The 19,265-nt window shown below is 72.4% G+C and carries 20 protein-coding genes; 12 read left to right on the top strand and 8 right to left on the bottom strand.

All coding sequences use genetic code 11. The features are described from left to right. The first annotated feature begins 69 nt into the window (after window positions 1–69). The 3 genes from mshB (at window position 70) to ACHFIV_RS04005 (ending at window position 3,759) form a co-directional block, all read left to right on the top strand. Window positions 70–987, top strand: coding sequence for an N-acetyl-1-D-myo-inositol-2-amino-2-deoxy-alpha-D-glucopyranoside deacetylase (gene mshB, locus ACHFIV_RS03995; RefSeq protein WP_398963482.1), 918 nt, complete (start codon window positions 70–72; stop codon window positions 985–987). Beyond that, on the top strand, window positions 984–1,445 hold the full coding sequence (locus ACHFIV_RS04000; RefSeq protein WP_398963485.1) for a DUF6113 family protein: 462 nt from the start codon (window positions 984–986) through the stop codon (window positions 1,443–1,445). Before mshB ends, ACHFIV_RS04000 begins: the two co-directional genes overlap by 4 nt. A 175-nt stretch (window positions 1,446–1,620) precedes the next feature. Beyond that, window positions 1,621–3,759, top strand: coding sequence for a hypothetical protein (locus tag ACHFIV_RS04005; protein ID WP_458575924.1), 2,139 nt, complete (start codon window positions 1,621–1,623; stop codon window positions 3,757–3,759). Window positions 3,760–3,951: 192 nt separating this feature from the next. Here ACHFIV_RS04005 and ACHFIV_RS04010 read toward each other — a convergent pair whose 3' ends face one another. The 3 genes from ACHFIV_RS04010 to ACHFIV_RS04020 form a co-directional block, all read right to left on the bottom strand. Continuing rightward, window positions 3,952–5,742, bottom strand: a complete 1,791-nt coding sequence (locus ACHFIV_RS04010; protein WP_398963490.1) for a coagulation factor 5/8 type domain-containing protein — start codon at window positions 5,740–5,742, stop codon at window positions 3,952–3,954. 277 nt (window positions 5,743–6,019) lie between these two features. Then, window positions 6,020–6,871 (bottom strand): transglutaminase-like domain-containing protein, encoded by an 852-nt coding sequence (locus ACHFIV_RS04015; protein WP_398963492.1) that lies wholly within the window; start codon window positions 6,869–6,871, stop codon window positions 6,020–6,022. Window positions 6,872–6,899: 28 nt separating this feature from the next. Continuing rightward, window positions 6,900–7,901 carry a GNAT family N-acetyltransferase gene (locus ACHFIV_RS04020; RefSeq protein WP_398963495.1) on the bottom strand — a complete coding sequence of 334 codons (1,002 nt, stop codon included), beginning with the start codon at window positions 7,899–7,901 and terminating at the stop codon, window positions 6,900–6,902. Between the two features lie 117 nt (window positions 7,902–8,018). Here ACHFIV_RS04020 and fdxA point away from each other — a divergent pair, with 117 nt between their 5' ends. Next, entirely contained in the window at window positions 8,019–8,339 is a 321-nt protein-coding gene (fdxA, locus tag ACHFIV_RS04025) for a ferredoxin (protein WP_014154250.1), read from the top strand. A 100-nt stretch (window positions 8,340–8,439) separates the two neighbouring features. After that, window positions 8,440–9,543, top strand: coding sequence for a succinyldiaminopimelate transaminase (gene dapC / locus ACHFIV_RS04030; RefSeq protein ID WP_398963498.1), 1,104 nt, complete (start codon window positions 8,440–8,442; stop codon window positions 9,541–9,543). A gap of 93 nt (window positions 9,544–9,636) precedes the next feature. On the opposite strand, the gene ACHFIV_RS04035 is transcribed toward dapC, so the two are convergent. Both ACHFIV_RS04035 and ACHFIV_RS04040 read right to left on the bottom strand, forming a co-directional pair. Further along, complete coding sequence (locus ACHFIV_RS04035) at window positions 9,637–10,014, bottom strand: ATP-binding protein (protein WP_398963500.1); 378 nt, start codon at window positions 10,012–10,014, stop codon at window positions 9,637–9,639. 307 nt (window positions 10,015–10,321) lie between these two features. After that, window positions 10,322–11,215 carry a hypothetical protein gene (locus ACHFIV_RS04040; RefSeq protein WP_398963503.1) on the bottom strand — a complete coding sequence of 298 codons (894 nt, stop codon included), beginning with the start codon at window positions 11,213–11,215 and terminating at the stop codon, window positions 10,322–10,324. 62 nt (window positions 11,216–11,277) lie between these two features. Here ACHFIV_RS04040 and dapE point away from each other — a divergent pair, with 62 nt between their 5' ends. After that, window positions 11,278–12,357 (top strand): succinyl-diaminopimelate desuccinylase, encoded by a 1,080-nt coding sequence (gene dapE / locus ACHFIV_RS04045; RefSeq protein WP_398963506.1) that lies wholly within the window; start codon window positions 11,278–11,280, stop codon window positions 12,355–12,357. Window positions 12,358–12,442: 85 nt separating this feature from the next. Further along, window positions 12,443–13,228 carry a TIGR00730 family Rossman fold protein gene (locus tag ACHFIV_RS04050; RefSeq protein WP_398963509.1) on the top strand — a complete coding sequence of 262 codons (786 nt, stop codon included), beginning with the start codon at window positions 12,443–12,445 and terminating at the stop codon, window positions 13,226–13,228. 132 nt (window positions 13,229–13,360) lie between these two features. Here ACHFIV_RS04050 and folP read toward each other — a convergent pair whose 3' ends face one another. Continuing rightward, window positions 13,361–14,233, bottom strand: a complete 873-nt coding sequence (folP, locus tag ACHFIV_RS04055) for a dihydropteroate synthase (protein WP_398963511.1) — start codon at window positions 14,231–14,233, stop codon at window positions 13,361–13,363. 91 nt (window positions 14,234–14,324) lie between these two features. On the opposite strand from folP, the gene ACHFIV_RS04060 reads away from it, so the two are divergent. Next, window positions 14,325–14,717, top strand: a complete 393-nt coding sequence (locus ACHFIV_RS04060) for a DivIVA domain-containing protein (protein WP_398964206.1) — start codon at window positions 14,325–14,327, stop codon at window positions 14,715–14,717. Continuing rightward, a complete protein-coding gene (locus ACHFIV_RS04065) occupies window positions 14,714–15,298 on the top strand; it encodes a DNA-3-methyladenine glycosylase I (RefSeq protein WP_398963514.1) in 585 nt (194 codons plus the stop codon). The genes ACHFIV_RS04060 and ACHFIV_RS04065 overlap by 4 nt, the downstream gene beginning before the upstream one ends. A gap of 2 nt (window positions 15,299–15,300) precedes the next feature. Here the strand turns inward: ACHFIV_RS04065 and chcB are convergent, their stop codons facing one another. Next, window positions 15,301–16,113: a 2-cyclohexenylcarbonyl CoA isomerase gene (chcB, locus tag ACHFIV_RS04070; RefSeq protein ID WP_398964209.1), complete on the bottom strand. Its 813-nt coding sequence runs from the start codon at window positions 16,111–16,113 to the stop codon at window positions 15,301–15,303. Window positions 16,114–16,436: 323 nt separating this feature from the next. Here chcB and ACHFIV_RS04075 point away from each other — a divergent pair, with 323 nt between their 5' ends. Beyond that, window positions 16,437–16,604, top strand: a complete 168-nt coding sequence (locus ACHFIV_RS04075; protein WP_003966491.1) for a DUF3117 domain-containing protein — start codon at window positions 16,437–16,439, stop codon at window positions 16,602–16,604. 111 nt (window positions 16,605–16,715) lie between these two features. Here the strand turns inward: ACHFIV_RS04075 and ACHFIV_RS04080 are convergent, their stop codons facing one another. Next, entirely contained in the window at window positions 16,716–17,381 is a 666-nt protein-coding gene (locus tag ACHFIV_RS04080; protein WP_398963517.1) for an O-methyltransferase, read from the bottom strand. 177 nt (window positions 17,382–17,558) lie between these two features. Between ACHFIV_RS04080 and sigE the strand changes: the two genes are divergently transcribed. Together sigE and ACHFIV_RS04090 are read left to right on the top strand one after the other, a co-directional pair. Further along, window positions 17,559–18,320 (top strand): RNA polymerase sigma factor SigE, encoded by a 762-nt coding sequence (gene sigE, locus ACHFIV_RS04085; RefSeq protein WP_398963520.1) that lies wholly within the window; start codon window positions 17,559–17,561, stop codon window positions 18,318–18,320. Next, entirely contained in the window at window positions 18,317–19,258 is a 942-nt protein-coding gene (locus ACHFIV_RS04090) for an anti-sigma factor family protein (protein ID WP_398963522.1), read from the top strand. Before sigE ends, ACHFIV_RS04090 begins: the two co-directional genes overlap by 4 nt. Window positions 19,259–19,265 lie beyond the last annotated feature (7 nt).

Consider the following 19,265-nt stretch of genomic DNA (forward strand, 5'->3'; position numbering starts at 1 on the left):
GCGCCGCCGGGACCCCCGGTCGCCGTGGGGCGTTCGGCCCCGGGGACCGCCTGCTCGTAGGGTGGTCCCATGAAGGACGTTCCCGCCCGCCGTCTGCTCCTGGTGCACGCGCACCCCGACGACGAGTCGATCAACAACGGCGCCACCATGGCCAGGTACGCGGCCGAGGGTGCCCACGTCGCCCTGGTGACGTGCACCCTGGGCGAGGAGGGCGAGGTCATCCCACCCGGCCTCGCCCACCTCGCCGCGGACCGGGACGGCGGCCTGGGGGACCACCGCGTGGGTGAACTCGCGGCCGCGATGCGGGAGCTCGGGGTCACCGACCACCGGTTCCTGGGCGGCCCCGGGCGGTTCCGCGACTCCGGGATGATGGGCACCGAACAGAACCACCGGCCCGGGGCCTTCTGGGCCACCCCCGTCGACGAGGCGGCCGGTCATCTCGTCGGAGTGATCCGCTCCCTGCGCCCCCAGGTGCTGATCACGTACGACCCGGACGGCGGTTACGGCCACCCCGACCACATCCAGGCGCACCGCGTCGCGACGCGCGCGGCCGAGCTGGCCGCCGACCCCGCCTACGACGCCGGCGCCGGGGCCCCTCACGCCATCGCCAAGACCTACTGGAACAGGGTGCCCCGTTCCGTGGCCGAGGAGGCCTTCGCGCGGCTGCGGAGTACCGCCCCCGCGGCCTTCCCGGGCATCGCCTCGGTGGACGACGTACCGGGCGTCGTGGACGACGCGCGGATCACGGCGGAGATCGACGGTTCGGCGTACGCCGCGGCGAAGACCGCCGCGATGCGGGCACACGCCACCCAGATCGCCGTGGACGGCCCCTTCTTCGCTCTTTCGAACGACCTGGGACAGCCCGTCTTCACCACCGAGTACTACGAGTTGGCGCGGGGCAACCCCGGCGGGGGCGACGGTCCCCGGGAGCACGACCTCTTCGCGGGAGTTCCGGACGCGGTCCCCGCACCAGGAGCGCAGACATGAGCAGCAGGCAGAGGCCGCGCGCCTCGTCGCAGGCGCCGCGCACCAACGCCCCGCCCAGGGAGCCCACCCCCACGGGTCTCGCCGCACGGCCCGACCCTTCGCGGATTCCCCTGTACGTGGGTCTCGCGGTGCTGGGCGCGGCCGCCGGGATCGCGGGCACCGTCCTCCAGGCGGCCCTGTTCCCGGGCGGGTTGCTGCTGTCGCTCGCCGCCTCGGCAGGGCTGTTCTACGGCGGCCGGGTGCTGATGGGGACCCAGCTCGGCGCGCTCGTACCGGCGGTGGGCTGGTTCATCGCGGTCGTCCTCCTCCTGGGCGGGCGCCCCGAGGGCGACTACGTCTTCGGGGAGGAGATCGGTCTGGCGCTCTTCATGCTCGGGACGATGGCCGTCGCTGTGATGTGTGCCACGATGACGCGGCTGCCACATCCGGCCGACGACACCGGCCGAACTGCCACGTGATGTGCTATGTCCGCTCCCGGATTGCCCCTCCGAGTGGTGAAGAGGGCATCCTTGTTCCCCCCGGGCGCGGAGAGTCTTACGGTGGCGGCCAGTATGGTGGTGCGCGCGCCGAGCCGTCCCCTGGCCTGCGGCATGGGGGAAGTACGGGCGGCGGAGCCAATCGGGAGAACCTGCTTTGAGTCGTGAAACTGACAGTTCGTCCTCCGGGCCCCAGGGGCGCGGCGGAGCCGCGTACCCATCGGGTACGCCGCCGTACGGATCACGCCAGTATCCGTCGCTGCACCCGTCTCAGGACGGACCGGAGGAGACTCCGGAGCCTGCGGACCCGCCTCAGCCCGAGGAGCCCAGAACAGAGACGACGCTGACGACGCGCATCCGGATCAACATCCCGGGATCGCGTCCGATCCCGCCTGTCGTCATGCGCACGCCCATGAGTGACACGGACCCCTCCGGTGGCCGTCCGGACCCCGAGCGCACCGGCAGCACCCCGGGGCCCGGCGCACCCGCGCCGGCGCCCGGTGGCGCGCCGGGCGCCGGACCCGACACGCGTGACGGCGGTCAGGGCGCCGAGTCCCCGGCCGAGAAGCCGGCCAGGGAGAAGAGCGGCAGCGACTGGTTCGCCCCGCGCAAGGCTCCGGCCGCCGTACCGGGCACGGGCCAGGCCCCCGCGGCTTCGGCCGCGGGAGTGCCCGGTCCCGGCCAGGGCCCCGGTCAGGGTTCCGGTCCCGGTCAGGGCCCCGGTCCCGGCCAGGGTTCCGGTCCGGGTCAGGGTGGTCATGTCCCCGGTGGGCCCTCCGGTGCCGGCCGTGGGTCCGGCCCGACCCCGCCGCACACGGACTCGCCGTACTTCCCGGACGGTCCTCAGCAGACCGGCGACCGGGGCGGCGCCCCCCGCCCGGGCCGCAGCGCCCTGGACGACCTGGACTCCGGCCCCCGGCCCACGCCGAACCCCGGCGTGCGGCCTCCCGGCGGCCCGGGTCCCTCCGGCCCCACCGCAGGTCCGGTGACCGGGAGTTCGTCGCTCACACCGGATCTCGACCGTCTTCCCGGCGCGCCCGGCGGTCCGTCCGGCCCCCGGCCGGGCGGACCCGGCGGTGCACCCCCGCGGATGTCCGACGACACCGCGATCCTCACGCCGCAGGCACCCGCGCCGGCCCCGGGGCCCGGCCCCGGCGGTCATGTCTCGGGTGACACGCTCACCAGCGGCATCCCCGTCATCCCCTCGGAGCCCCGCTCGGCGTTCCCGGGCGGACCCGGCGGGATCCGGCCGGCCGACGGCCCCGTGGGCGGCGGCCCCGCGGACACGGGCGCCCAGGCCCCCGCATCCGCTCCCCGGCCCGCGCCCAAGGCCGCGCCGCCCGCCAGGAAGGGCCGCTCCAAGCTGGTCCTCCTGGGCGTGGCCGTCTTCGTGCTGTTCGGCCTGGCCTACGGCGCCGGCCTGCTGATGAACCACTCGGAGGTCCCCAAGGGCACCACCGTGCTCGGCGTCGACATCGGCGGCGGCACGAAGCAGGAGGCGGTCACCAAGCTCGAGGCCGCCCTCGGCAAGCGCGCCCAGTCGCCCCTCCGGCTGTCCGTGGACGGCAAGGAGGAGAAGCTCGACCCCGAGAAGGCCGGTCTCACCCTGGACAGCCAGGAGACCGTCCGTGGCGCGGCCGGAAGCGACTACAACCCGGTCTCGGTCATCGGCTCCCTGTTCGGCGGGGCCCGTCCCGCCGACCCGGTGATCCCCGTCGACGAGGAGAAGCTCGGGGTCGCGCTGAGCGACCTGGCGGGCGTCTCCGGTTCCGCCGACGACGGCACGATCAGGTTCGAGCCGAACAAGGCCGTGGCCGTCCCCGGCAAGGCGGGGAAGTCGCTGGACGTCAACCGGTCGATGATCTCCGTACGTGATGCCTACCGGGCGCAGGTGCAGACCGGCGAACCGGCCGTCGTCGAACTGCCCGTGGCCGCCACCGAGCCGACCATCACCAAGGCCGAGCTGGACCGGGCGATGAAGGAGTTCGCCGAGCCGGCGATGTCCGGGCTGATCACGATCAAGGCCGGACCCAAGGAGATCGACTTCGGCCCCGCGAGGTCGCTGCCGCAGATCCTGTCCATGAAGCCGGTGGACGGCAAGCTGGTCCCCGTCTACGACCGGGAGGCGATCGACACCCTGCTCGACGGCGTCTTCGACGGCGTCATGATCACCAAGGGTGACGGGAAGAAGCACCAGGTCAGCTCCACCGACGTGGCCCAGGCCATGCAGGGCGCCCTGCTGGGCAAGACCCCTGCCGAGCGCACCGTCGCGATCGATCTGAACGGCGCCGGCTGACGGGCCGGGCGACCTCCGTGCGACCGCCCCCGTCCGGGTCTCCGGGCGGGGGCGGCGTCGTGGACCCCGGCGGTGGGCGGCCGTGGCCGCCCACGTGGACAGCCGGCCCGTGAGGGAGCCGCCGCCCGCCGTGTGCGGCCCGGACGGACGGAGCCCGGCCGCGAGCGCGGCCGGGCTCCGTCCGTCACCGTGTCAGGGGAAGGAGACCACCTGGGAGGGAACGGTGTCCGTACCCGACGTGGGGAATCCGGTCTCGTTGATGACGTGGTCGTACTGGCCCTGGCCGCCGAGGGACACGACGAGCAGGTCGTGGAACTTCACCCCGGGCTTCACCGGGGCCTGGAAACCGTGCTGCTGGCGGATGGTCGGGTCGACGTTGAAGTAGCAGTAACTGCCCATGCCCCAGCCCTCGTGGGTGGTGACGGAGTCGTCGACCTTGTAAGCGGCGTACCCCTTGATGTCGCCGTTCTGGATGGCGGCCTGGTCGGGGGCGTCGTACGCCTTCTCGTTCTGGAAGAAGATCGTCCTGCCGTTCTCACCGGACCACTGGACGTCGTACTTGTTGAAGTGCTCGACGAACAGACCGGTGGCCAGGACGTCGTCGCCCTTGACGTGGACGCCGTAGTCGGCCCGGTTGGTCTCCCATCCGACGCCCTCGCCGTGGTCGGCGCGCCAGACCCAGGTGTGGTCGATGACCACGTCGTCGCTGTTCACGACGATGCTGGTGGTCGCCTTTCCGGGGCCCGCGCCTCCGATGCGCACGAACACGTCCTGCAACGACGTCGGGTTGGCCGAGTGGTCACCCGAGGCGCCGTCGGGGCCGACCTCGATGAGCGTCTCGGAGTTCACCGGTCCCGCGTCCACGAGGAGTCCGGCGAGCTTGACGCCGTCGACGTCACCGACCCTGATCGCGGTCACCCCGTTGTCCGGGATGACGGTGGCGAGGCCGAGGCCGAGGGCGACGGTGTTCGCGCGGTCTATCTCGATGGTCTCGTCGACGTGGTAGACCCCCGGGGTGAACAGCAGGTGCAGGCCCTGGTCCACGGCCGTGTTGATCGTCTGCGCGGTCGCGCCCGGCTTCACCACGTAGAACTGGTCGAGGGGGATGGACTCGCCCTGCGGGGTGCCCTCCCACGAGACCCCGCGTGCGTCTGTGCGCTTGGCGGGGACGAAGACCTTGTAGGTGTCGCCGTCGAGGTGGAGGAAGGGCTTCTCCCGGGAGACCGGAGTGGTGTCCAGTGTGGTGTAGGGGGGTTCGGGGAAGCTCTGGGCGGGGGCGCCCTCGACGCCGGAGAAGGTCATGTTCCAGACGCCGTTGCCCCAGCTGCCGACGGAGCTGTCGCGGGTGTACCACTGCTGCTGGGAGTACGGGCCGACCTGGCCGTCGATCTTGCTGTCGGCGATGTAGCCGCCGCTGGCCCAGCCGTAGCCGTCGGGTGCGAGGTTGAGGCCGCCCTTGACGTGCATGCGGCGGAAGGGGGCCGCCTGGGAGACGGCCCAGCGGTTGGTGCCGTTGACGGGGTCGAGGGCCAGGTTCTCGGCCGAGCGCCAGAAGTTCTGGGTGGCGTTGCCGTCGAACCAGCCGGCGTCCACGGTGACATCGCCGTTGAACGTGGTGTCGTCGGGCTTCAGGCCGAGTCCGGCGATGGAGGTGTAGAAGCCGATCTGGGCGTTGATGTCGTTGTACGTGCCAGGCTTGAACATCAGCGCGTAGCGGTCGCTGCCGAACTGCGCGGACTCCTGCTTCCTGAAGATCTCGTCGACCTTGCCCTGGATGTCCGGCGTCGAGGGGTCGAAGACCAGCACGTTGGGGCCGAGGTCGCCGCCGCCGGCCACTTCCCCGGCCTCTTCACCGAACGCCGACTGGGCGGTGGGGAAGGCCATGAGCAGGGAAACGGCGAGCGCGGCGAAGCCGAGCGCTTTCGACCGGCGGTGCCGGCGAGGGGCGGTGGGGGCCGCCGGGTTCGTGGGGGGAACGTGCATGGATGACATCTCCTGGGTCGTGGTAGGGGCACGACGGAACTCGAGAGGCAAGAGAGCGCTCTCTCGATGCGCCGATGTAACCGCTCTCAGCCTGGACACGTCAAGAGGTGTGCACGAGGGGTCCTCATCCGATCGCCGCACCGGCAACACCTGACGTCGGCGGTGCGGCGTTACGGACGCTTCGTCCCCGAATGGCGTCGGCCACGCGTTCACAGGGCGAATGACCGACGTGGCCGGGGCCTGCCGCCTCGCCCCTCTGCCGGCCGTCACCTCCGGCCTAGTTCAGCAGCGCCCTGGCGGCCTGGGCGCGGTGCCGGATGGCCTCGGCGGCCGTCGGCTCGATGCCGTCGACGATCTCGGCGTACTCGTCCATCTCCGCCGCCCCGCGCATGAACTCCCCACGCTGCACGAGGAGCTGGGCCCGCTCGTAGCGGAGCCTCGCCGGGTGCGAGGGCAGCAGCAGGGAGAGCTCGAGGGCCCACAGCGCCACGTCCGTACGCTCGGGGCGCGCCGCCGCCCAGGCGCGGACGTTGTTCAGGACACGCAGCACCGTCTCCAGAGGGCGTGCGGGCACCAGCATCGACGACTCCAGCGGCTGCCCGGTCGCCCCCGCCACCATCAGCTCCGCGTCCTCGCCGCTCAGCGGGGCGCCACCGGCGAAGGGGTCGACCAGCACCCGCTCGGACGGGTCGCCGAAACCGACCACGTAGTGGCCCGGGAGTGCCACCCCGTACACGGGAGCCCCGGCCCTCCGCGCGACCTCGATCCAGACCACGGACAGCAGGATGGGCAGTCCTCTGCGACGCCGCAGCACCTGCTGGAGCACGGACGAGTCGAGCCGTTGGTAGTCCTGGGACGAGCCCGCGAAACCGCAGCGTTCACCGAGCAGCCCGGCGAGCGCGGACGCCCACGCGCGGGCGCCGCGGGCTCCGTACGGGAGGAGGCCGGCCAGCCGGTCCAACTCGATCTGCGCCGCGTCGACGCCGTACGGATCGGCGTCCCCGGCGGACGGCGGGGAGGCTTCCGCTCCCAGCAGCAGGCACAGCAGCGCGAGGTCGGGCCGTTCGGCCCGCGCCTCCTGCGCGAACCGCTGCCGTCGTGCGGCCGTGCCGGGATCCTCAGCGCTCATGTGACATGTGTCCCTGCTGCTGTTCCCGCTACGCGGGCCGGAAGTGGTGGTAGCGGTGGTGGGTGGCGAAGCCCATGCCGTCGTACAGCGCACGGGCACCTTCATTGTCCGCCTCGACCTGGAGCCACGCGGCAGAGGCGCCTTCGTCGAGCGCGGTGCGGGCCAGCGCCGTCATGACGGCCGTGGCCAGACCGCGGCGCCGGCACTCCGGGGCCACCTCGACGGCCATGAACCCCGCCCAGCGGCCGTCCACCACGCAGCGCCCGATCGCGGCGGGCGCCGAGGCCGGACCGTCGCCCGGCACGGAGGCGAACCACACCGAAGGGCCGCTGCCCAGCACCTTCAGCACGTGAGGGCCCGGGGTCACGGAGCGCCCGTACCGTGAGAGCCACGCGCTGTCCGGCTCGCGGGACACGCGCACGGCGGAGACGTCCGTGTCCAGGTCGCCCACCGGCGCCAGCGCCGCGATCCGCACCTCCGCCGTCACCTCGCGCCGCCATCCGTGGTCCTCCAGATCCGCGCAGAGCCCTTCCTGTGTGCCCTCGGCACCCGTGGCCGTCTGGATGTAGGCGGGCAGGCCGCGTTCCCCGTACCAGTGCCGGACACGCCCGAGCGCCTCGCCGACCGGCAGGCCCGGATCGCCGAGCGGAAGCACGGAGTTGGCCCGGCGGGTGAACCCTCCGGCCGCGCGCAGCCGCCAGCCGCCCAGGAGTTCGCTCTCCACCGGCTGCCAGGCGCGCGCGGTCGCCCGGGCGAGCTCGTCGAAGGAGGCCGCCGGACCCCGGCGGCGTGCCGGGGCCGCGGGGACCACCTTGCCCGCCACCAGGGAGGACTGCGCGATGCGGACGTTCTCGCCCGCCCTCGTCGTGACGGACAGCACTTCGTCGTCCCACGATGTGAGAACCCCGACCGTGTCGGTGAACTTCGCGCCCTCGGCAGGGACACCGACGGCACACCGGACGGATACCCGTTTGCCCACGTCAGCGGGTGTCAGGCGAACCTCGAGTCGTCCGCCGATAGTGAATTCCACAGCTCTGTCCGCCCCTCCTGTTCGGATCGTGCCCCGGAACGGAGATACTAGGGGCGGGCATCGACGACGCCGCGCTCCCGCGCGAGAGCCAACGCCCTACCGAGGAGGAACGACAGCGTGACCTACGTCATCGCGCAGCCTTGTGTCGACGTGAAGGACAAGGCCTGCATCGAAGAGTGCCCCGTCGACTGCATCTACGAGGGCTCACGGTCCTTGTACATCCATCCGGACGAGTGCGTCGACTGCGGAGCCTGTGAGCCGGTGTGCCCGGTCGAGGCCATCTTCTACGAGGACGACACCCCGGAGGAGTGGAAGGACTACTACAAGGCGAACGTCGAGTTCTTCGACGACCTCGGCTCGCCGGGTGGCGCCTCCAAGCTGGGTCTCATCGAGCGCGACCACGCGTTCATCGCCGCGTTGCCGCCGCAGAACCAGTAAGCGGCCGCACGAGCGCCGCCCGGTCCCGTACGGCTCGTCACCGTGCGGGACCGAGGTGTTTCCCGGCCGCGAAGTCCCCCGTACGAGAAAGCAGAGTCCCGTGTCCGCAGCAGTGCCCGTCTCCTCCCGTCTCCCGGTCTTCCCCTGGGACAAGCTCGCGCCCTACAAGGCGACGGCCGTGGCCCATCCGGACGGCCTCGTGGACCTGTCGGTCGGCACGCCCGTCGACCCGGTGCCCGAGCTGATCCAGCGGGCGCTGGTCGCCGCCGCGGACAGCCCCGGTTATCCGACGGTGTGGGGGACCGAGGCTCTGCGCGACGCGCTGACCGGCTGGGTGGAGCGCAGGCTCGGCGCGGCCGGGGTGACCCACGAGAACGTGCTGCCGGTCGTCGGCTCCAAGGAACTCGTCGCCTGGCTGCCGACCCAGCTCGGGCTCGGCGCGGGCGACAAGGTCGCCTACCCGCGGCTCGCGTACCCGACGTACGAGGTCGGCGCGCGGCTCTGCGGTGCCGAACCCGTCGTCTACGACGACCCGACGGACCTGGACCCCCGGGGCCTGAAGCTTCTCTGGCTCAACTCACCGTCCAACCCGACGGGCCGCGTCCTGCCGAAGGACGAGCTGACCCGCGTCGTGGCCTGGGCGCGCGAGCACGGTGTGCTGCTCTTCAGTGACGAGTGCTACCTGGAGCTTGGCTGGGAGGCGGAGCCCGTCTCCGTGCTCCACGCGGACGTCTGCGGCGGTACGTACGAGGGCATCGTCGCCGTCCACTCGCTCTCCAAGCGTTCCAACCTCGCCGGCTACCGCGCGGCCTTCGTCGCGGGCGACGCGGCCGTCCTCGGCGAGCTGCTCCAGATCCGCAAGCACGGCGGGATGATGACGCCGGCCCCGGTCCAGGCGGCGACGGTCGCGGCACTGGCGGACGACGCGCACGTGGCGGAACAGCGGGCGCGCTACGCGAGGCGGCGCACAGCTCTGCGTGCGGCGCTGGAGGCCCACGGCTTCCGGATCGAGCACAGCGAGGCGAGCCTCTACCTCTGGGCCACCCGGGACGAGCCGTGCTGGGAGACCGTGGCGCACCTGTCGGAGCTCGGCATCCTGGTGGCACCGGGTGACTTCTACGGGCCGGCCGGAGACCGCTTCGTACGGGTGGCGCTGACGGCCTCGGACGAGCGCGTGGACGCGGCGGTCAAGCGGCTGTCCTGAGCCGGGCGTCCGCCCCGGGATGTGCCGAGGGGCCTCGGGAGTGCGCACTCCCGAGGCCCCTTCGCGCGTCGCCACCGCGCGCGCTCCGGCGGATCAGCCGATCGGCAGGCCCTTGGTGGGCAGGTTCCCGGTCGGCAGGCCCTCGGTGGGCAGGCCCTTGGCCGGGAGGGAGTCCTCCGAGAGCTCACCGTCCGCCACGGTGCCGGCCGCCTCGAGGGTCCTGCCCGCGGCGGGCAGGGTCGTGCCGACCACCTTGCCGCCGGTCTCGTTCGCCACCGCGGAGCCCTGCTTCGAGGCGGAGTCCAGCGTGCTGCTGACTCCGGCGCCGTCGAGCGAGGTGAGGCCGCCGAGTGCCGGGGTCTGCGGGAGCCCCGCGGCACCCGCGGCACCGGCCGCGCCGACCACGGGGGCCGCACCCGCGGCGATCAGCAGCGCGGCACGGGCGATCCGGCGGGTCAGGGGGAGGGACATGATGCTCCTTCGACGGGACGTCAATGGTTCACGGCGGATGTGGGATCCGCCTGTCCGGTGATCGGACGCACTGAACAACCGGTCGTGGGGCAGGGAAGGTTGCGGGCCAGCAAGGTAAAGACTGGGTAATGCGTCGGATTATCCGCAACGGAGGAACCCGGGCGAACGGCCCATTCCCCGGCCGTCCGACGAACCGTCACTTCCCGCTGCCGCCATGGCGATTACCCCGGGGAGCGGGGCTCTCGAAGAGGTGACGGGAGTGAGGGTCGAGCGGGCGGCCGACTGCCCGTACGGATGACGGTCCGCACTACTGCGCGAGCCGCATCCGGACCGCTGTGGCGCCCGATTCCGCACGTTCCGTCCGCCAGCCCGTGTCGGTGGTCCAGACCCGGCCCGCGTACGAGACCTCTTCGATCCGCAGGGTGCCGGCCTGCGCGACCGCCCAGTGGGCGAGCTCCCAGCCCCGCCTGGACGCGGCGTCGTCCCCCGCGCGCACGGGCACCGACACCGTGCCCGCCGCGGAGGCGCCCGCCGACGAGGTGGAGGGCAGCACGTCCTTGCCGAAGGCGCGCACCAGGCGGGACCGGACCTCGGCGGCGTCCCCGGGGCCGCCGGCCGACGCGGGCAGCGAGCAGGACAGCGAGGCGGGAGCGCGTCCGGTCAGCGCGGCGGCCAGCAGGGCGGCGTCCGGCTCGTGCTTGGCGTACGCCTGCGGGAACCCGCTCTTCTGGACCCGCTGGGCCGCGACCGTCAGCGGCAGCCGGGAGTAGCCGGGGACCTCCGCGAGGTGCTCGTAGAACTCCCCGGACGAGTAGACCGGGTCCATGATCTGCTCGGGCGTACCCCATCCCTGGGAGGGCCGCTGCTGGAAGAGCCCGAGCGAGTCCCGGTCGCCGTGGTCGATGTTGCGCAGCGCGGACTCCTGCAGCGCGGTCGCCAGCGCGATGGTCACCGCGCGTTCCGGCAGCCCGCGCGTGGTGGCCACGGCGGAGATCGTGGCGGCGTTGGCGGCCTGGTCGGGGCTCATCTCGTACGTACGCCCCTCGCCTCCGTCGGCCGAGGCCACGGTGCAGCGGGGCGCGCCCTTGTGGCCGGAGAGGTACTGCACGGCCAGATAGCCGGCCAGGGCCACGAGCACGGCGAAGGCGGCCGCGAAACGGAAGAGGCGGCTGCGACGGGGAAGGGAGCTGGTCCGGGGCACGGGGCCCACCGTACTGGAGGGTACGACCGGGGCGCGGGCCGAAGTCCCTTAGGGTCGTGACCATGGATGGACACACGCTTGACCTCGCCCTGGACGGCCCGCAGCTCACCGCCCGGCTGGTCGACTTCCCCTCGGTCAGCGGGCAGGAGAAGGAGCTCGCCGACGCCATCGAGGCGGCCCTGCGCCCGCTGCCGCACCTGACGGTCGACCGCCACGGGAACAACATCGTGGCCAGGACGCGGCTGGGCCGCGCCGAGCGCGTCGTCCTGGCGGGACACATCGACACCGTCCCGATCGCGGACAACGTGCCGTCCAGGCTCGACGAGGACGGCGTGCTGTGGGGCTGCGGGACCTCCGACATGAAGTCGGGCGTCGCCGTCCAGCTCAGGATCGCGGCGACGGTGCCGGAACCCAACCGCGATCTCACGTTCATCTTCTACGACAACGAGGAGGTCGCCGCCCACCTCAACGGCCTCGGGCACGTGGCCGAGGCGCACCCCGAGTGGCTAGAGGCGGACTTCGCCGTCCTGCTCGAGGGTTCCGACGCCGAGGTCGAGGGCGGCTGCCAGGGCACGCTCCGGGTCCATCTGCGATTCCAGGGCGAACGGTCGCACTCCGCACGCGGCTGGATGGGTTCCAACGCGATCCACGCGGCCGCCCCGGCGCTGGCCCGGCTGGCCGCGTACGAGCCGCGCCGGCCGGTCATCGACGGGCTGGAGTACAGGGAAGGGCTCAACGCCGTGGGCATCGAGGGCGGCGTCGCCACCAACGTCATCCCGGACGCCTGCACCCTGGTCGTCAACTACCGCTACGCCCCCGACCGCACGGCGGCCGAGGCCGAGGCGCACGTCCAGGAGGTCTTCGCCGGCTGCGGTGTCGCCGAGTTCGTCGTCGACGACCACTCCGGCGCCGCCATGCCCGGCCTGTCCCACCCGGCGGCCAAGGCGTTCATGGAGGCGGTCGGCGGCATCGCGCTGCCCAAGTTCGGCTGGACGGACGTGTCCCGTTTCGGGTCCCTCGGCATTCCCGCCGTGAACTACGGGCCCGGTGACCCCCTGTACGCCCACAAGCGGGACGAGCACGTGCGGGTCGAAAGGATCACGCACTGCGAGGAGCGTCTCCGCTCGTGGCTCACCAGCTGACTCACGGCATTCCCCTGCGCGTAACCTCCGCCGATCTACGCTGAGACGACACACGCACATCGCAGGTCGGCGGAGGGAGCAGGTCATGGGCAACCCGGAGGACGCACGGATCCCCGAGGGCGCGCAGATTCCCGAGGGTGCGGTGAAGCCCGAGGAACAGCGAATGGGTCCGGTACTGCGCCGCAGGGACCAGGTCCAGCCGGGCACGACCGATCAGCGGCTGCTGGACTCCGAAGGCGACTCCGAGTGGGTCCACACCGACCCCTGGCGGGTCATGCGGATCCAGTCGGAGTTCGTGGAGGGCTTCGGCGCGCTGGCGGAACTGCCCAGCGCCATCAGCGTCTTCGGCTCCGCGCGCACCCCGGCGGGCGGAGCGGACTACGAGGCGGGCGTACAGATCGGCAAGGCGCTGGTCGAGGCGGGGTTCGCGGTCATCACGGGCGGTGGTCCCGGGGCCATGGAGGCGGCGAACAAGGGGGCGCGGGAGGCGAACGGCGTCTCGGTCGGACTCGGCATCGAGCTGCCCTTCGAGTCCGGTCTGAATCCACATGTCGACATCGGCGTCAACTTCCGCTACTTCTTCGTCCGCAAGACGATGTTCGTGAAGTACGCGCAGGGCTTCGTCGTCCTGCCCGGCGGACTGGGCACGCTGGACGAGCTCTTCGAGGCGCTGACCCTGGTGCAGACGGGCAAGGTGACGCGCTTCCCGATCGTCCTGTTCGGCACGGCGTACTGGGGCGGCCTGGTGGACTGGCTGCGGGACACGGTGGTCGCGGGGGGCAAGGCGTCCGAGCGGGACCTGATGCTGTTCCACGTCACCGACGACGTGGACGAGGCGGTCCGGCTGGTGACGAAGGAGGTCGGGCGGTAGGGGTCCCGGCGTACCGGACCGTGCTCCCCGAGCGCCCGCGCGATGGCCGGGAGGCGGATCGGGCGGCCCGAGGCGGAACGCGGACGCCCGGGCCGGTCCCGGCGGGCAGCGGGCCGGGCCGTGCGGTCTTGGCTACGCCAGCCCCCGCCGGGCCACCGCGGGCGCGCGGTGGCCCGCGACGGACGCCACCATGTCCAGGACCTGCCGGGTCTCGGCCACCTCGTGCACCCGGTACACCCGCGCCCCCAGCCACGCCGACACGGCGGTCGTGGCGAGCGTGCCGATGACGCGTTCCTTGACCGGCTTGTCGAGCGTCTCCCCGACGAAGTCCTTGTTGGAGAGGGAGACCAGCACGGGCCAGCCCGTGGCCGTCATCTCGTCCAGCCGGCGGGTCGCCTCCAGCGAGTGCCGGGTGTTCTTCCCGAAGTCGTGCCCGGGGTCGATCATGATCCCGTCCGGCCGGACGCCGAGCTCCACCGCCCGCTCGGCGAGCCCCAGGGTCACCCGCATGATGTCCGCCATCACGTCGTCGTACGCGACCCGGTGCGGGCGCGTACGGGGTTCCGCCCCGCCCGCGTGCGTGCACACCAGTCCCGCCCCGTGACGCGCGGCCACAGCCGCCAGCTCCGGGTCCACACCGCCCCACGCGTCGTTCAGCAGGTCGGCGCCGGCCTCGCAGACGGCCTCGCCCACGTCGTGCCGCCAGGTGTCCACGCTGATCACGACGTCCGGATGGCGGCGGCGCACCTCGGAGACGAAGCCGACCGTGCGGCGCGCCTCCTCCCGTGCCGTCACCTCCTCGCCGGGGCCGGCCTTCACCCCGCCGATGTCGATGATCGCGGCACCTTCCGCGACGGCCTGCTCCACCCGGGAGAGGGCGGCCGCGTCCTGGAAGGTCGCTCCCTGGTCGTAGAAGGAATCGGGAGTCCGGTTCACGATCGCCATGATCACCGGTTCCTCCGGCCCGAACTCCCGCCGTCCCAGCCTGAGCGTCCCGCTGCGCATTCCTGGTTCCTCCCTGTAGCCCGCCTGCGACCCTAACTGTCGGTGGCGCATGGCACGATCTGACCTGGACAGGTATTCCGCTCCCCGGGAGATGCGCGTGTTCTGGTTCTTGCTGCTCACGATGACCGTGGTCGTGGCCGCGGTCACCCTGGCGGTGGTCGGCGGTGGCGGAAGCGCGGTGCTGCAGGACGTCGAGCCCGAGCGGCTCACCGACCCGCTGCCCGCGAACCGTCCCGTAGGCCGCGCCGACGTGGAGGCCATGCGGCTGCCGATGGCCGTGCGCGGCTACCGCATGGCGGACGTGGACGAGGCCCTCGGCCGGCTGGGGGCGGAGCTCGCCGAGCGGGACGCCCACATCGCCGAGCTGGAGTCGGCGCTCGCCGGGGCCCAGGCGACCGCGGTGAACGGTCCGGACCTGTTCAAGCGGCCGGGCGAGCCGTCCGCGGCCGAGGAGCCCCCGCGCGGCGGGGAGGGCGAGCGGTGAGCGGCGCCGAGCCGGCGGCGGACGGGCGCCCGCGCTGCCCGTGGGGCCTGTCCACGGAGGACTACCTCGTCTATCACGACACCGAGTGGGGCCGCCCGGTCCACGGCGACGACGCCCTCTTCGAGCGGCTCTGTCTGGAGGCGTTCCAGTCCGGGCTGTCCTGGCTGACGATCCTGCGCCGCAGGGAGGGTTTCCGGAGCGCCTTCGCCGGATTCAAGATCTCCGCGGTGGCGGAGTTCACCGACGCGGACAGGGAGCGGCTCCTCGCCGACGCCGGGATCATCCGCAACCGGGCGAAGATCGACGCCACGCTCGCCAACGCCAAGGTGCTGGCCGGCTGGGACGAGGGCGAACTGGACGCGCTCATCTGGTCGTACGCGCCGGACCCGGCCACGCGGCCGGCCCCGCGAGCCCTCGGTGACGTCCCGGCGGTCACCCCGGAGTCCACCGCGCTGGCCAAGGAGCTGAAGAAGCGGTCCATCCGCTTCGTCGGCCCCACGACCGCGTACGCGCTGATGCAGGCCTGCGGTCTGGTCGACGACCATCTGGCCGACTGCGTGGCCCGGGGCGGCGGCCGGTAGCCCTACCTGCCCAGGTACTTCGGCGGCTGCTTGGCGAGGAAGGCCTCGACGGCGATCGTGTGGTCCTGCGACGCGCCCGCCTCGGTCTGGAGTTCGTCCTCCTTCTCCAGCGTCTCGGCGAGCGTGTGCCCGGCGCCGTACGCCATCGAGGCCTTCAGAGCCGCGTACGCCACCGTCGGGCCGTCCGCCAGGGCGCGGGCCACGGCGTGCGCCTCCTTCGCGAGGTCGGCCGCGGGCACCACCTTGTTCACGAGGCCCAGCCCGTACGCCTCCTGCGCGGAGATCGAACGGGGGAAGAGGAGCAGGTCGGCCGCGCGGCTCGCACCGATCAGCCGGGGGAGGGTCCAGGAGACGCCCGAGTCCGCGGTCAGCGCGACGCCCGCGAAGGACGTGTTGAAGGCAGCGGTGTCGGCGGCCACGCGGTAGTCGGCGGCCAGCGCGAAACCGAAGCCCGCCCCCGCCGCGACCCCGTTGATCCCGGCCACCACCGGTTTCCGCATCCCGGTGAGGGTGCGGACGATGGGGTTGTAGTGCTCCCGCACCGTGCTCAGGGCGTTGCCGCCGTCCGGCTCGCGGGCTTCGGAGAGCTTGGCGACGTGCTCCTTGAGGTCCTGGCCGACGCAGAAGGCGCGCCCGGTGGCGGTGAGTAGAACCGCCCGCACGGCGGTGTCGTCCGCGACGGCCCGAAGGGCGTCGCGGAGGGCGACCTTCGCGGCGGTGTTCATGGCGTTCATCGCGTCCGGGCGGTTGATCGTGATCGTCGCGAGTCCGTCGCTCACGTCTGTGAGCACGGTGTCAGCCATGGTGTCGGCCATGTCGGCCATTGCTGGGTCTCCCTACGGCTCCGGCGTTGTGCCTGTCCAGGCAAGCATGGCGGACTCCGGACGGCCCGGTCATGTGACCTGCGTCTAACGATTGGACCTCGGCTGAGGGCCGGAGGTGGCGCAGTATCGCAGCCGGATCGCCGTATTGGGTGGTTTTGAGAGAGCGCGTTGCGCAAGCGATGCCGTCCGATGTTGGTCATCGGGGTCTTCGATGCGGGATAATGCGGAGGAAGCATTGTGTTCGACGCCGGTGAGGCAGCGCCTGTCATGGGGCCGCCGGCTGCGATGAGCTGGTTTCAGGAAGGGGAACGAGCATGGCGGCCATGAAGCCGCGGACGGGCGACGGCCCGCTCGAGGTGACAAAGGAGGGGCGGGGCATCGTCATGCGCGTTCCGCTCGAAGGCGGCGGTCGGCTTGTCGTCGAGCTGACTCCGGACGAGGCAGACGCACTCGGTGACGCGCTGAAGAAGGTCGTCGGCTGAGGCTGAGGCGCCCACACTTCACCACTGCCCCGGCACGGAACCCGTGCCGGGGCAGTGGTGCGCCGGGGGGGCGGTCCCCGGCCCGCGGGAGTGCTCCCGCTGGACCGGCCGTCAGCCGCGCCGCACCGCGCACAGGAGGCCGTCGCCCACCGGCAGCAGCGTGGCCATGAGCTCCTGGCTCTCACGCACGGCCCGCAGCAGTTCGCGCAGGCGCAGGACCTCGGCCGGCTGCGCGGCCGAGTCGATGGTGCGGCCGTCCGCGAAGACGCCCTCGAAGCAGACCAGCCCGCCCGGCCGCAGCAGACGCAACGATTCAGCGAGGCAGTCCATGCTCTCGAGCCGGTCGCCGTCGCAGAAGACGAGGTCGTACCCGCCGTCCGCGAGCCGCGGCAGCACGTCCAGGGCGCGTCCCGGGATGAAGCGCGCCCGGTTCGTGGCGAAGCCGGCGGCACGGAAGGCCTCACGCGCGAACTGCTGGCGCTCCGGCTCGGGGTCGACGGTCGTCAGGACGCCGTCCGGGCGCATGCCCTGGAGCAGGTAGATACCCGACACGCCGGTTCCGGTGCCGATCTCGGCCACCGCCTTGGCGTCCGCGGTGGCAGCGAGCAGGCGCAGTGCCGCGCCGGTGCCTGACGACACCGGGCGGAGCCCTGTCTCGTGGGCCCGGTCCCGGGCCCAGAGCAGAGCTTCTTCCTCGGCGACAAAGGCGTCGGCGAATGCCCAGCTCGTCTGCCGGTTGGCGGTAATGACCCTCTCCTGTCCCCGTAGTTGGCGCAACGGTGACTGTATCCGCTGGACCCGGGAACCCGCAGATGGGACCAGGCGTTAGGTAGGGGCAGAGGGGAACAGCCGGACCAGGCCCTGCGGCCGGGCCCGGAATGTGCCTCTTGCTCCCGGGGACACCGGGTACCAGCAGGTAAAAAGGCTTATCCGGAGCTAACGGGCGAGGTGGCTATGGTAGGGGCTCCACTGGACACCACCAGAGCCGATAGGGGAGGTGCGGCTGCGCCTGTGGATCGGAGACGGCCGCTGCGGCGCCTTCTCAGGTCGGCGGGTGAGCCGAAATCCGTGACCGACATTGCTGACCGTTCTTCCAACGCTTCCGCACCGACCGCGACCTTCGCCTCAGATGCGGATTCCCAGGCGTGGACCCCGCCCTCATGGGAAGAGATCGTCAGCACGCACAGCGCCCGTGTGTACCGCCTCGCCTACCGGCTGACGGGTAACCAGCACGACGCCGAGGACCTCACCCAGGAAGTCTTCGTCCGGGTCTTCCGGTCGCTGTCCACCTACACACCCGGCACCTTCGAGGGCTGGCTGCACAGGATCACGACGAATCTCTTCCTGGACATGGTCCGCCGCAAGCAGCGGATCCGCTTCGACTCACTCGGCGACGACGCGGCCGAGCGCCTGCCCAGCCGGGAGCCCTCCCCGCAGCAGGTCTTCAACGACACGCACTTCGACGCGGACGTGCAGCAGGCGCTGGACACCCTGGCACCCGAGTTCCGCGCGGCGGTCGTGCTCTGTGACATCGAGGGCCTCTCCTACGAGGAGATCGCCGCCACTCTCGGCGTCAAGCTCGGGACGGTGCGCAGCCGCATCCACCGCGGCCGTTCGCACCTGCGCAAGGCGCTCAAGCACCGTTCGCCCGAGGCCCGCGCCGAGCAGCGTTCCCTCGCGGACGCGGTCCTGGCGGGGGAGGGCGGTACGGCGTGAGCGGCACAGGTCCGACCCCCGCGGAACAGCACCTGGGGGACCGCCTCGCCGCGCTTGTCGACGGCGAGCTCAAGCACGACGCCCGGGAACGCGTCCTGGCGCACCTGGCCACCTGTGCCAGGTGCAAGGCCGAGGCCGACTCCCAGCGGCGACTGAAGAGTGCCTTCGCCACATCGGCCGCTCCTTCGCCCTCCGAGGGCTTCCTGGCCCGTCTGCAGGGTCTTCCGGGCGGCCCCACCGGCGGCGGGAACGGCCCGGGTGACGGCCGGCGCCTCGGAGACGGGATCTTCCCCGTGCTGCAGGCCGGCGGTCCCACTGAACCGGGGCGCTCGCCGCTGGACGGCTTCGGATATCTCCCCACCGCTCACGGCTCGACCGCCGTGCTGCCGGGAGGTGTGCCCGGTTCCGGCTTCCGCATCCACGACGTGGGGCGCGAAGCCGACCGGTCGCCCTGGCGTGCCCGGCGCTTCGCGTTCGTCGCGGCCAGCGCCGTCTCGCTCGCCGCTATCGCGTTGGGGGGTTCGCTTCCCCTCGGCTACGGCCCCGGGGCGCCGCTCAGCGCCGAGGGCGCGGGCAGCAGCACGACCCCGCTCGACGCGGAGGACCGGACCGGCGGAACCACCCCCGCGGCCAGCCGCAGCGGTGGCGGCGCCCTCGCCGTCGGTGAGGGGCAGGCCCCCGGCCCGAGTGCCGTGCCGACCAGGTCGGCCAGGCCCGTGCTCGTCTCCGCGCCCTCGCTGCTCAGCACCTCGGCGTTCACCGGGAGCACGTACACCTTCCCGGTGCTGAACGTGACCGTGCCGCCCCTGATACGCCCGACCGACGCCGGCCCTCTCTACTCGGCCGCGCTCGGCGGGGGAGCGGACCCGAAGCCCTCCGCCACGGTCTCCGCACCGCCGCCGCGCGACCGCGCGATGCCGCTTTCTCCTCTGCGCTGACCGGGAT

This window comes from Streptomyces sp. ALB3 (assembly GCF_044385685.1).
GTDB lineage: Bacteria > Actinomycetota > Actinomycetes > Streptomycetales > Streptomycetaceae > Streptomyces.